This window comes from Plantibacter sp. ME-Dv--P-122b (genome assembly GCF_030209375.1).
Lineage (GTDB): Bacteria > Actinomycetota > Actinomycetes > Actinomycetales > Microbacteriaceae > Plantibacter.
This window is the reverse complement of record NZ_JARVSC010000002.1, coordinates 258561-271006: the sequence shown is the minus strand read 5'-3', so window position 1 is coordinate 271006 and position 12446 is coordinate 258561. Positions and strand designations below refer to the sequence as shown.

Annotated in this window: 10 protein-coding genes; 2 read left to right on the top strand and 8 right to left on the bottom strand. The window is 69.8% G+C overall.

Annotated elements, in window-relative coordinates; genetic code table 11:
• Positions 1-47: 47 nt before the first annotated feature.
• Positions 48-470 carry an alternative ribosome rescue aminoacyl-tRNA hydrolase ArfB gene (gene arfB / locus QRN19_RS04695; RefSeq protein ID WP_285025534.1) on the bottom strand — a complete coding sequence of 141 codons (423 nt, stop codon included), beginning with the start codon at positions 468-470 and terminating at the stop codon, positions 48-50.
• A gap of 79 nt (positions 471-549) precedes the next feature.
• Here arfB and QRN19_RS04690 point away from each other — a divergent pair, with 79 nt between their 5' ends.
• A complete protein-coding gene (locus tag QRN19_RS04690) occupies positions 550-1557 on the top strand; it encodes a diacylglycerol/lipid kinase family protein (RefSeq protein ID WP_285025533.1) in 1008 nt (335 codons plus the stop codon).
• A gap of 7 nt (positions 1558-1564) precedes the next feature.
• On the opposite strand, the gene QRN19_RS04685 is transcribed toward QRN19_RS04690, so the two are convergent.
• From QRN19_RS04685 to QRN19_RS04655, 7 genes are all read right to left on the bottom strand, one after another.
• Complete coding sequence (locus QRN19_RS04685) at positions 1565-2275, bottom strand: cyclodeaminase/cyclohydrolase family protein (protein WP_285025532.1); 711 nt, start codon at positions 2273-2275, stop codon at positions 1565-1567.
• Positions 2276-2305: 30 nt separating this feature from the next.
• Positions 2306-3316: a LacI family DNA-binding transcriptional regulator gene (locus tag QRN19_RS04680; RefSeq protein WP_158596572.1), complete on the bottom strand. Its 1011-nt coding sequence runs from the start codon at positions 3314-3316 to the stop codon at positions 2306-2308.
• A gap of 49 nt (positions 3317-3365) precedes the next feature.
• On the bottom strand, positions 3366-5618 hold the full coding sequence (locus tag QRN19_RS04675; protein WP_285025531.1) for a beta-L-arabinofuranosidase domain-containing protein: 2253 nt from the start codon (positions 5616-5618) through the stop codon (positions 3366-3368).
• A 2-nt stretch (positions 5619-5620) separates the two neighbouring features.
• A complete protein-coding gene (locus tag QRN19_RS04670; RefSeq protein ID WP_285025530.1) occupies positions 5621-7975 on the bottom strand; it encodes a beta-glucosidase family protein in 2355 nt (784 codons plus the stop codon).
• Positions 7972-8865 carry a carbohydrate ABC transporter permease gene (locus tag QRN19_RS04665; protein ID WP_285025528.1) on the bottom strand — a complete coding sequence of 298 codons (894 nt, stop codon included), beginning with the start codon at positions 8863-8865 and terminating at the stop codon, positions 7972-7974. The genes QRN19_RS04670 and QRN19_RS04665 overlap by 4 nt, the downstream gene beginning before the upstream one ends.
• Positions 8865-9824 carry a carbohydrate ABC transporter permease gene (locus QRN19_RS04660; RefSeq protein ID WP_285025527.1) on the bottom strand — a complete coding sequence of 320 codons (960 nt, stop codon included), beginning with the start codon at positions 9822-9824 and terminating at the stop codon, positions 8865-8867. The genes QRN19_RS04665 and QRN19_RS04660 overlap by 1 nt, the downstream gene beginning before the upstream one ends.
• Before the next feature lie 82 nt (positions 9825-9906).
• Complete coding sequence (locus QRN19_RS04655) at positions 9907-11166, bottom strand: ABC transporter substrate-binding protein (protein WP_285025525.1); 1260 nt, start codon at positions 11164-11166, stop codon at positions 9907-9909.
• Between the two features lie 258 nt (positions 11167-11424).
• Between QRN19_RS04655 and QRN19_RS04650 the strand changes: the two genes are divergently transcribed.
• A complete protein-coding gene (locus QRN19_RS04650; RefSeq protein ID WP_285025524.1) occupies positions 11425-12423 on the top strand; it encodes a LacI family DNA-binding transcriptional regulator in 999 nt (332 codons plus the stop codon).
• Positions 12424-12446 lie beyond the last annotated feature (23 nt).

Genomic DNA, 12446 nt, shown 5'->3' with positions numbered 1-12446 from the left:
CCGGACCGTCCGACGCACGCCCTTGCGGGAAGCGGCTGCGGGACCCGCTAGTCGTCGTGGGGCCGTCGCCGTTGCTGCTTGGTGGCGCTCCGCTGCTGTTTCGCGGCGAGGTGGCGTCGCGCTGATCCGCGGGTCGGACGCGTGGGTCGGCGCGTCGGCGCCGCCGGCGCGAGTGCCGATCTGATGCGTGTCGCGAGCGCTTCGAGAGCGAGTTCGCGGTTCCGGAGCTGCGATCGCTCGCGGGAGACCGTCACGGTGATGGCACCGCCGACCAGCCGGGCGCCGAGCCGCTCGAGCAGGCGGTCCCGCTGCTCGTCGGTGAGTGCGGCCGACTCAGCCACACTCCACGTCAATTGGACACGGCTGTCAGAGGTGTTGACGTGCTGTCCGCCCGGGCCGGACGACCGTGAGAAACGCCACTGCAGCTCGGCTGCTGGGATGGTCAGTCCGGGCGACACCTCGAGGTCCATGGGGCAAGCGTCTCACGAACCCGCGGCACGGCTCGCGTCCAGCGCTGGTTCCGAGCCGGCGCCTCCTATCCTTGACGCTGTGAACGATGCACCAGCCGAACGCGGACCTCGACGCGCAGCCGTCGTCGTCAACCCCTCCAAGGTCGACATCAAGGTCCTCCGCTCGGTCGTCGCAGCCGCTGAATCGACTCACGGACTGGCACCCTCCACCTGGCACGAGACGAGCGCCGACGACGACGGCCGGGGCGCGTCCGCCGCCGCGATCGCCTCGGCCCCCTCGGTCATCCTGGTCGCGGGAGGCGATGGGACGCTGCGGGTCGCCGCCGAGGCCATCGCATCCACCGGCATCCCCCTCGGGCTGGTCCCGGCCGGAACGGGGAACCTCTTCGCCCGAGCACTCGGCCTGCCGTTGGGCGACCTCAAGCGGTCGGTCGACATCGCCTGTTCAGGTCGTGACCAGGTGGTCGACGTCGGCCAGGTCAGTCTCGGGCGCAGCGACGGCACGAACCGGGACGAGGTCTTCCTCGTCATGGCCGGCATCGGCCTCGATGCGCACATGGCCGGCCACACCAACGAGCGGCTGAAGCGGCGGATCGGCTGGCTCGCCTACTCCGACCCGATCGCGCGGAGCATCATCGGCAACCGGCAGTTCGATCTGCACTATCGCCTGGACGACCGTCCTGAGGCGGCTGCCCGAGCGCACACGATCATCGTCGGGAACTCCGGAACGCTCACCGGTGGGGTCCTGCTGCTCCCCGAGGCCGTCGTGGACGACGGCCTGCTCGACGCCGTCATGCTGCGCCCTGGCAAGGGTCCGGGTTGGGGGAACATCGGCTACCGCCTGACGTTCAACCGGATGCTGCACCGGACGCGATTCGGCCGGCTGGTCGGACGGTTCTCGCCGAAGGCACGCGCGATCAGCTACGCACAGGCACGGACGATGCACCTCCGGCTCGAGGAGCCGCAGGAGATCCAGCTGGACGGCGACTCGCACGGTTCGGTCATCTCGGTCTCGCTGACGAACCTGCACCACGCTCTGATCGTCCGGGTTCCGAGCGGGCAGTCTGCGCGTCCCGGCGGGCGCTGACCGCCGGCTATGACACCGCGTCGGTGGGAGCGGCCTCGGAGTCGATCCATGCCGCGAGCCGGTCGATCCGCTCGAGGGCACGGTCGAACACCGGCACGAGTTCCCACAGGCGCGGCTCGTCGGCGCGGACCTCCTCGAGTGTGCCGTGTGCGCTGCGGACCGAACCGAGATCGAAGCTGACGTTGGTCCGCGCTCCCGTGATCGCGGCGCGGAGTGCGCCGATGGCGACCGCCACGTCGGCGATGAGCGCCGGGTTGCCGTGCTCGGTCAGCCAGGCGAGATCGTCGATCGCGTCGACGGCATGCTCGCCCATCCGCGCCGAGGCCGCGGCCGCCTCGATGGACGCAGCACGGATCGCCTCGTCGCGTTCGACGCCGGCCGGGAGATGGAAGGCGCTGCCGAACGCCCGTGAGGCATGGGCGTCCTCGTCGGCCAGACGCAGCGCCAGCTCGGAGCGTGCCTCGGCGCGACCGCGGAGTGCGGCGATCGTCGCCTCGGCCTCGGATCCGTGCTCGCCGTGCCCGCTCGCGTCCTCGGCCGCATGCGTGGCTCGGGTGTAGCCGGCGACCATCGCGGTGAGGCCGGCGGCGATCGCCAGCATGAGTCCGGACGCGGCCCCGCCGCCGGGGTTCCCGGTCGCCGTGCCGAGCGCCTGCATCCACGTCGACACGCTCGAGTGTTCCGTCGACACCTCGTCGGTGTCCGATGATCCCGTCATGGCGACCATTGTCCCGCGTCCGCGTCCGCGTCAGCTCGACGCGCGGACGATGAGTTCGGTCGGGAACTCCGCCCGATCCCCCGGGTCCGTCCCGGGCTCCGCCTCGAGGACGAGCTGGACCGCACGCGCGGCCATCGCGCGCATCGGCTGCCGCACGGTCGTCATCGGCGGCGGCATCAACCTGGACTGCGGGAGATCGTCGAAGCCGACGACCCGGATGTCGTCGGGGATGCGGAGCTGTAGCTCTTCAGCGGCGCGGTAGACGCCGTAGGCCATCTCGTCGTTGCAGCTGAAGACGCCGATCGGGAGCCCGCCCTGCCTGAGCAGCTTGCGCACGGAGACGAACGCACTCTCCGAGGACCAGGGCGACGAGATCTCCTCGACCGTCGCCCCGTCGGCGTGCCGTTCGACCGCCGCTCGGAAACCGGCCTCCCTCGCACGGCCGAACCGGTACTTCGGCCGGCCGGTGATGATGAGGAACCGACGTGTCCCCCGCCGGGCGAGATGCCGACCCGCGTCGAAGCCGCCCTGCCAGTCGGTGGACCCGACGCTCGGCAGACTCCGCGCCGGCTCCGCACGCGGATCGAGGAGCGCGACGGGGATGTTCGCCGAGGCGAGGATGTCGAGCTGGGAGACGTTGGGACGGATGAGGCACACGACGACACCGGCCGATCCCCGCGCTCGTGCCCGACTCGGCCAGTCGTCGACCATCGACTCGCTCTCCGGCGTGAGGACCAGATCGTAGTTCGCCGCAGCGGCAGCACGCCGCACGCTCGTCACGACGGTGTTCGCCCACGGGTCGTCCCACTGGCTCATCGCCAGGTCGAGCAGGCGCGGGACGGAGCGAGGCCGCCCGCGGCGTTGCGCTGCGCGGTCGTAGCCGAGGTCGTGCGCTGCGGCGAGGATGCGATCCCGGGTGTCCGGAGATGCATGACGCTTCCCGGCGAGCACCCGCGAGACGAGCGACACCGAGCATCCCGACCTCGCGGCGACGTCCGCGAGCGTCACGCTGAGGTCGTCCCGCTCCGGCGTCGTCGTCATGGCTCCATGGTCCCGCATTCCGGGGTGCCGCGCGCATCGGCACCGGTGGTCAGGCTCCCTCGGCGGTCAGCACGCGGAGCTCGGTGCACCGCGGGGTCTCGCGATCAGGCTGCGCGACGAGCGCGAACCGCCGGACGCCCCATCCAGCGCTGGTGGGCGTCAGCGGGTACTCCGCCCATTCGAGGTCGCCGTCTCGCCCGCCCTCCCGCGGGGCGACCGGCGTGCCGTCGATCTCCAGGGTGAACCCGTGGCCGGCCGCGTCGTGCAGCCAGGTCACTCTGACGATCCGGCCGAGGAGATGGGGGTCGACGAGCGTCACGGACAGACGCTCGGTCGTGTTCCGCCAGCGGACACCACCCACCGCACCGCTGGCGCTGGACACCCCCTCGAACCCGTGATCCGCCTCCGGTTGCTGCTCGCCCAGCGCGACACGGTCCACCGTCCGCCCGTCGATGCTCGCGGCGCGTCGGTCCCGCTCGACCAGGGCTGTCCGGCGCCGAGCGATGGCGTCCTCGTCCCCGGTCGGCGCCACGGGGAACGTGACGGTGTACCGCGCATCGTGCAGCCCGGCGAAGGGTTCCAGCGGGATCGGTCCTCGATCGGAGTCGACCCGGAGTCGCCCATCGGCGTCCCGGTACGGCACAGCCGACCGCAGGACGATCGGTGCCGAGGCGAGCGGGTTGAGCGGGCCGACCGCCGTGTGCGGTGCGTGAGCGCGGCCGGCCAGCACCACGTCGGTCGGGAGCGACTCACCGCGGGCCGCCAGGACGGACGGACCCCAGAGGAGCGACGTCCAGTCGGAGCCGTCCGGGTACGGTTCCGCGCGACCGCCCATGGTGAGTTCGAACGACACGGTGTCGCCGTCGCTCCAGACACGATCCACGACGAGATGGCCGCGTTCGAGTCCGGCGGTCACCGGCGCGCCGTTGACGAACACCTCGGGTGTCGAAACGCTCCACCCGGGGACTCGGACGCGGAGCCGGAACCGCCGCGGACCGGTGAGCCCGAGGGCGAGTCCGACCACGCCGTCGGAGGGGAAGGCCGTCCGTTGCTCCAGCTCGAGACCGAGTTCGGGGATCCGCACGACGGAGGGCGCGAAGATCTCGACCGACACCGCGTCGCCGTCGAACCGGTACAGCGATTCGCCGTGTTTCGCGTGACTCTCCAGTCCGGTCCCCACGCAGCACCAGAAGCTGTGTTCCGGCGAGGAGTAGACGCGGTAGTGGTCGGGTCGCATCGAGGTGAAGTAGACGAGCCCGCCGTGCTCGGGGTGCTGCGATGACAGGACGTGATTGAAGAGGATCCGTTCGAGCGCGTCGGCGATCACCGGGTCGGGCTCGTCGGCACTGAGCCGCCGGCCGAGTTTGATCAGGTTGTAGCTGTTGCAGGTCTCCGGACCCTCCCGGTCCTCGGTCATCGGGGTGAAGTCGTCGACGGCATGGAAGTGCTCCCGGACGCTGTTGCCCCCGATCGCGACCGTTCGCCGCGTCAGGATCGTCTCCCAGGCGAACCGGGCCGCACCGGCCAGGGCCCGATCACCGCTCCGCGAGGCGAGGGCGGCGAACCCGACGAACTGCGGGATGCGGGTGTTGGCGTGCAGGCCGGTCAATTCGTCGGACCGGCGCGACAGCGGTTCGCTGAGGGCGATGGAGGTGAAGCGGGCGGCCATCGCGAGATGTCGGGGGTCGCCCGTGAGGTCGAAGAGGTCGACGCACGCTTCGTTCATCCCGCCGATCTCGGTCTCGAGCATGAGCTGGAAGTGCTCGTCATCGATCCCCGCTGCAAGCTCCTCCCACCAGGTGGCGAGGTGCAGGACCACATCGCGTGCCACGTGGTTCCCGGTCAAGCGGGCCGCATCGATGAGACCGGCGTAGAGCTTGTGCAGGTTGTACCAGGGCACCCAGCGACCGGCACGGAAGGTCGATTCGGTGATCCCCGCTGCCACCTCCGCCCAGAGCTCGGCACTCCGTGGGACACCGCCGACGTAGCCGGTACCCAGATGGTCCTGCGCTCGGGCCAGTTCGGTGACCGTGTACTCGAGCCGGGACCGCAGGACGTCGTCGCCCGTGGAGGCGACCATGAGGGAACAGGCCGAGAGGTAGTGTCCGGCGGTGTGTCCGTCGAGGCCGCGCACTTCCCAGTCGTCGTAGGACGCCGCCCGGGGCTCCAGGCCCGCCTCACGGAGGAACGGGGCGAGCAGGCGATCGGGTTCGAGGGCCCGCAGGTAGGCGCGGTCGGCCTCCTGGGCCTGGAACAACGGCCCACCGGTGAGGGTGACCTGGGAGATCGGGACGAACGACATGGTCAGGCCTCCCTCGGGGCGACACGGCGCCAGTCCACGCGGAGCTCGCGCGGCCCGACCAGCTCCCGCCGGCTGCCGGTCACCTCGATCGTGTGGGTGAGCGGACGATCCAGTGCCGAGGGTCCGGCGGACAGGACGTACGTCCCCGGTTCGACCACCCGGCGGCCGTCGACTCCGGTGAAGGACAAACGGTCGGCCGACACCGAGAAACGCACCGTGGCCGATGTCCCGGTAGCGACCGTGAGGCGGGCGAAGGCGAGCAGCTCGACCGAGGGACGCACGACGGAGGCGACCGGATCCGTGCCGTAGAGCTGGATCACCTCGACGGCGTCGTCGACGCCCACGTTCTCGACGGTGACGTCGACGAGCACCTCACCGTCGACGGCGAGCTTCGCTGCGCTCGTGAGCGAGCGGTAACGGACGTCACCGGCGGTGAGGCCATGGCCGAACGGGAAGAGCGGTGACGGGTCGAGCACGCTGATCCCGCGGGACGCCAGACCGAGCGGGGGCTGCAGGTAGGTGCTCGGCATGGCCGGTGAGTGAGGGATCTGCACCGGGAGCCGACCACTCGGCTGCACCCGGCCGGACAGCAGACCCGCGACGGCCGTCGCGCCCTCCTGTCCGGGGAAGAACGCCTGGACCAGTGCATCGGCCCGGTCGTAGTCCCCCAGCGCGTAGGGTCGCCCGGACAGCACGGTCAGGACGACCGGCGTCCCGGTCGCGAGGACGGCGAGCACGAGGTCGTGCTGGCCCCCGGGGAGACGCAGGTCCTCGGCGTCACAGCCCTCTCCCGAGGTGCCGTCGCCGAACAGGCCCGCGATGTCCCCCACGGCGAGCACCACGACATCTGCCGCCCGGGCAGCCTCGACGGCGGCCGGGACGTCGTCCTGACCGGTGTCGGTGATGCTGCATCCCGGTTCGACGACGACGTCCGCCGCGGGGAACTCGGCACGCACCGCGTCCAGGATCGTCGGGATGGCGATGCCGAGGTCGTGCCCCGGATGCTTCGAGAGCACGTGGTTGGGGAACGCGTAGCAGCCCACGAGACTGCGGAACTGGTCGGCCGCCGGCCCGATCACGGCGATACGCGTGGGCGCCTGGAGCGGGAGCACCTCGCGGTTCCGGAGGAGGACCACCGACTCCTCGGCGAGCCGCGTCGCGATGGCGCGGTTCCGAGGGCCGTCGAGGTCGGTCGATCCGGCGTCCTCCGGCACGAGCGGAACCCCGTCGAGCAGGCCGAGCTCGATCTTCTGCCGCAGGTGCCGGAGCACGGCCCGGTCGACCAGCCGCTCGTCGAGCGTCCCGTCCTGGACGAGGCCGACGAGGCCGGCACCGTATCCGGCGGTCTCCGGCAGTTCGACGTCGATCCCGGCGGTGAGGGCGAGCGCGCCGGCTGCTGTCGCGTCGTTCGCGACGTGGTGCATGGTCGCCAGGAACGGGATCGCCCAGTAGTCGGCGACGACGGTGCCGTCGAAACCCCAGTCGTCGCGCAGGATGCCCGTGAGCAGCTCGACACTGGCGCCCGCGGGGACGCCGTCGAGGTCCGTGTAGGCGTTCATCACGCTTCGTGCTCCGCCGAGCCGGATCGCCGTCTCGAACGGCGGGAGGACGACATCGGCGAGTTCACGGCGCCCCATGCTCACGGGGGCGTGGTTCTTCGCACCCCGGGATGCGGCGTAGCCGGCGAAGTGCTTCAGGGTCGCCACGATCCCGGCCCGCTCGAGACCACGCACGTACGCGGCGCCGAGCTGGCCGACGAGATACGGGTCCTCCCCCAGCGTCTCCTCGACCCGGCCCCAGCGATAGTCGCGCACGACGTCGAGGACCGGCGCGAGTCCCTGATGGACACCGACCGAGCGGAGGTCGTCTCCGATCGCCTCGGCCATCCGTTCCACGAGATCCTCGTCGAACGAGGCGGCCCAGGCGAGCGGCGTCGGGAAGGCGGTCGCACCGTAGGCGGCGAACCCCGTCAGACACTCCTCGTGCGCGATCGCGGGGATGCCGAACCGGTTGCCGGCCACGACCTGCCGTTGCCGTTCCCGCAGACGGTCGACGCCCTCGGCCACCGTCACCGGTTCCGTCCCGAAGATGCGCGTCAACTGCCCGAGGCCACCGGTGAAGTCACCGGTGGTCGGCGAGGCCGGCGAGGCCGAGTCGTCGGAGCCCTCCACGCTCGGCGCGAAGTCGCCCGCCGCGTCGGTGAACCAGATCGAGCCGAGCTGGCCGACCTTCTCCTCGAGGGTCATCTCGTCGAGGAGTGCCCGCGCCCGCTCGTCGGGTGACGCCCGTCGGTCGTTCCAGACACCGCGGACGACGCCCGGCGTGGTCGGCGTGACGCCGTCGTGTTGCAGGGTCATCCCTTGAACGCTCCGTCCATGATCCCGGTCACCATGCGCTTGCCGACGAAGACGAACGCGATGAGCAGCGGGATGGTGGCCAGGAACGACCCCGCCATCGCCAGGCCGAGGTCGATCGACCGCTGCGACTGCAGGGCCTTGATCGCGATCTGGACGGTGTACATCTCGGGTGACTTCAGGACGATGAACGGCCAGAGGAAGTCGTTCCACGATCCGACGAAGCCGAGCAGCCCCAGGACGAACGCCGCCGGTCGGATGACGGGGAAGACGATCCGCCAGAAGATCTGCCAGGTGTTGGCACCGTCGAGCCTCGCCGCCTGCAGCAGCTCGTCGCTCACCGAGCTCGAGATGTGCTGACGCATCCAGAAGATGCCGAACGCGCTCGCGAGGCCGGGGACGATCAGTGCCTGCAGCGTGTCCACCCAGTCGAGCGCGGAGATGATCAGGTACTGCGGGATGACACTGAGCTGCGTCGGGACGGTCATGGTGAGGACCACGAGGATGAACAGCGCGTTGCGGCCGCGGAACTCCAGCTTCGCGAAGGCGAATCCGGCCAGGGCGCACAGCAGCGCCGATCCGACGCCGATCGACAGCGCGACGATGAGGCTGTTGATCATCGACTGGATGAACGGCACCGTCTCGAACACCAGACCCACGAGGTGGAACAGGTTGTCGCCCGGGTACAGCCGTGGCGGCAGCGTCGTCGCGGTCGCCGAGTCCGTCGTCGCGACGACGAACATGAAGTACAGCGGGAACATGCTGACGATGACGGCGCACACCAGGAGGACGTAGGTGTACCACGGGATGCGGCCGATGCGGCCGCCGTTCCGTTTGCGGCCGGCGGAGGTCGCACTCGCCATCAGCTGGGTGGAGTTGAGCGTCTCGGACATCAGCGTCCTCCTCGGGTGCGCGTGGACAGGAAGAAGTTCAGCAGGGCGACGAGCACGACGATCACGAACAGCGCGACGCCGATCGCCGAGCCGTAGCCGAACTCGAACTGGCCGAAGCCCTGCTCGTAGAGGAACAGCGTGAGCGTCTGGCACTGTCGTGCCGCACCACAGGTGAGGCCGGTGGCCGGATTCACCAGCAGTGGTTCGGTGAACACCTGGAGCCCGCCGATCGTCGAGGTGACGATCGTGAACACGATGATGGGACGCAACGACGGGATGGTGATGTAGACGAACTGCTTCCAGCCGCCGGCACCGTCGACGGCGGCCGCCTCGTACACGTCGCGAGGGATCGCCTGCAGCGCCGCCAGGTAGAGCAGGGTCGTGTACCCCGTCCACCGCCAGACGACCATGAGCGCGACGAGGAACCAGGAGCCGACCTTGTCGTTCAGGAAGTCGACGTGGTCGCCCCCGAAGAAGCTGATGAGGTAGTTGAAGAGTCCGTAGTCGCGGTCGAACAGCTGGGCGAACACGATCGTGGTCGCCGCGACCGAGGTGATGTACGGCACGAGCATCGCCATCCGGAACCCCGTCGCGAACCGGAGGCGGACGTGGTTCAGCAGGTGGGCGAGGCCGAGCGCGATGACGAGCTGTGGCACCGTGGAGATGATGAAGATCGCGAAGGTGTTGAGCATCGCGTTCCAGAACCGTGGGTCGGCCGCGAGCCTGGTGAAGTTGTCGAAGCCGATGAAGGTCTGCTGACCGATCGGGTTCCAGTCGAACAGGGACACCACGAAGGTGAACAGGAGCGGGATCAGGCCGAAGACGGCGAAGATCAGGAAGAACGGGGCGATGTAGAGGTAGGGGGCGAAGCGTTCCGGCAGGGTGTTGCGGATCCGCGTCCCGATACCGGGTGGCGACTGTTTCGGCAGCAGCCGAGGCGGGGCGATGTGAGTGGTCACGATGATCCTTCAGGGGCGTTCCGGCGTGCTACTCGGCCGGAACGCCCCGGGTCGGAGCGGACGAATGGACGGGGTCGTCGGGTCAGCCGCCGAGGGCGTCCTTCACGGCCTTCATCGCGACGTCCCAGGCCTTGTCCGGTGGGGTGTTGCCGGCTTCGACGTCCGTCACGGTGTTGATCATCGCGGAACCGATCGTCGCCGTCTCCGGACCGTTGAAGAACGGCTTGAACTCCTGCAGGGACTTGCCGAGCACGGCGCCGATCTTCGAGTCGCCGAAGAACGGGTCGGTGTAGTCGGCGATCGCCGTGGACTCGTACGCCGAGACCGTGCTGGGCAGGGCGCCGGTGTCGGTGAAGTTCTCCAGCTGCGACTCGGGTGACTGCATCTCCTTGATGTAGGCCCACGCCGCCTCGGGGTTCGCCGCGCGCTTCGGGATGGCGAGGTAGCTGCCGCCCCAGTTGCCGGCGACCTTGGGCACCGTCGTCACGCGCCACTGGCCCGAGGTGTCGGGCGCGTCCGTCTTGATGCTCTTCAGCATCCAGGAGGGAGCTGCCATCGCGGCGAAGGCGCCGTTGGTCTTGCCCGTGCTCCAGCCGGTGGAGAAGGCGGGGACGTTCGCGGTGATGCCGGCCTCGATCGCCTTGATCGAGATGTCGAACGCCTCCCTCACCTGCGGATTCGTGTCGTACACGAGCTCACCCTCCGGCGTGTAGTACTTCTCGTCGACCTGGTTCACGGTCTGGAAGAAGACCGAGGTGCCGGCGTTGTCGAGGAACGGCTTCCCGGTGGCGGCGACGTACTGCTGGCCGACGGAGATGAAGTCGTCCCAGGTGGGCCAGAGCGCCGCGACCGCGTCCGGTTCCGACGGCAGACCGGCGGCCTCGAAGAGGTCGGCGCGGTACGCCATCGACATCCCGCCCACGTCGGTCGGCACCCCGATGACGGCGTCGTTCTGGGCCACGGCCTGGTCCCAGACCCACGGCAGGTAGTCCCCGGAGATGTCGCCGGCGCCCATCGTGCTCAGGTCGACGAAGTTGTCGGGGTTGGCGACGAAGTTGGGCATGTCGTCGCCCTGGATGAGCACCAGGTCGGGGACCTTGCCGCCGGCCAACGCCGCGGTGAGCGCCTGGGCGGTCTCCTGCGTGCTGCCGACCTCGGTGAGCTTGACGGTGATGTCGGGGTGCGCTTCCTTGTACTTCTCGACATCGGCCTTCTGGTTGATGCCCGTGAAGGACCAGAACTGGAAGGTCTTGTCATCGCCGCCGCCGGACCCGGAACAACCGGTGACCAGGGCGCCGACCATGACGGCGACGGTTGCTGCTGCTGCAAGACGGAATTTCACTGGAAATCCCCCTCCTATGCGGGATCGTGTTCCGCGGTGTCGCGCTACGTTGCGGTCACCGGCCAGAGATCGCTCTCCGGCTCGCGCCGATGTCGGCTGGATCTGGGAGCATCCGGACCGTTCGGGCGTGGTGATCACCATAGGCAGCGGGGTTGCAGGGCACCAGGGCAATATTGCGCAACTCGGAGATCGCTCTCTCGGATTCTGCGAAGCTCGTTGCCAGACCACCGCCAGGTGGACGATCGCAAAGGAGCGAGGATGCGCAAACCGACCCTGGTCGACGTCGCCCGAGAGGCCGGCGTCTCCCGAGCGACCGCCTCACGGGTCCTCGCCGGTGCATCGACGGTCGACGCCTCGATGGTCGTCGCGGTGCGCGATGCGGCCGCGAAACTGGCCTACCGCACGAACGTCGCGGCCCGATCGCTCGCCGGCGGCAGGACTGGCGCCGTCGCGATCGTCCTCGCGGCCGGCGAGCTCGAACCGTTCTCCGGCTCGTTCGTCGCGGCGCCACTCAAAGGTGCGACCGCAGCGCTCCTCTCGGCGGCCCAGCAGCCCGCACTCTTCCTCGCGGACCCGCGCCAACTCGACGCGCTCGTCGCCTACCTCGCTGCGCACTACGTGGACGGGGCGGTGGTGATCCTGCAGCACGAGATCAGCACCATCACCCAGGCGCTCGCCTCGGTGGACCTCCCGATCGTCTTCGTCGGCCGCCCGATGGGCGAGCAGACGGACGACGTCACCTTCGTCGACTCCGACAACTACGCCGGCGGTCGGCTCGCGGCCGAACACCTCATCGCGCTCGGCCGCACCAGGATCGGCGTCATCTCGGGCCCCGCCGACATGGCCGCCTCCAGCGACCGTGTCCGAGGCTGGCGGGACGTCCTCACCGAGCGCGGCCTCGACACCCGGGCGGTCGCCCGAGGCGACTTCACCATGCCGAGCGGTTCGTCGGCCATGGCGCGGCTGCTCTCCCGGTACCCGGACCTCGACGCCGTCTTCGCGGGCTCCGACCTCATGGCGGTCGGAGCGATGCGCGTCCTCGAGGCCAGCGGCCGCACGGTCCCTGACGACATCGCGCTCGTCGGATTCGACGACACGGTCGTCGCCGCCACGGCGGAACCACCGCTGACCTCGGTCCGCCAGCCGTTGGAGCAGATGGGCAGGGTCGCCGCGGAACTCGTCATGGAGCTCATCGCCGGCCGGACGACCGCTCCGCGTTGGCTCGACACCACGCTCGTCGTCCGGGACTCCGCCTGACCATCGGCCCACCCGGCCAGCAC

Bases quoted from the DNA above. Each gene is read 5' to 3' on its own strand.
- QRN19_RS04685 (WP_285025532.1), bottom strand. From the start codon at position 2,275: ATGACGGGATCATCGGACACCGACGAGGTGTCGACGGAACACTCGAGC.
- QRN19_RS04680 (WP_158596572.1), bottom strand. From the start codon at position 3,316: ATGACGACGACGCCGGAGCGGGACGACCTCAGCGTGACGCTCGCGGAC.
- arfB (WP_285025534.1), bottom strand. From the start codon at position 470: ATGGACCTCGAGGTGTCGCCCGGACTGACCATCCCAGCAGCCGAGCTG.
- QRN19_RS04675 (WP_285025531.1), bottom strand. From the start codon at position 5,618: ATGTCGTTCGTCCCGATCTCCCAGGTCACCCTCACCGGTGGGCCGTTG.
- QRN19_RS04665 (WP_285025528.1), bottom strand. From the start codon at position 8,865: ATGTCCGAGACGCTCAACTCCACCCAGCTGATGGCGAGTGCGACCTCC.
- QRN19_RS04670 (WP_285025530.1), bottom strand. From the start codon at position 7,975: ATGACCCTGCAACACGACGGCGTCACGCCGACCACGCCGGGCGTCGTC.
- QRN19_RS04650 (WP_285025524.1), top strand. From the start codon at position 11,425: ATGCGCAAACCGACCCTGGTCGACGTCGCCCGAGAGGCCGGCGTCTCC.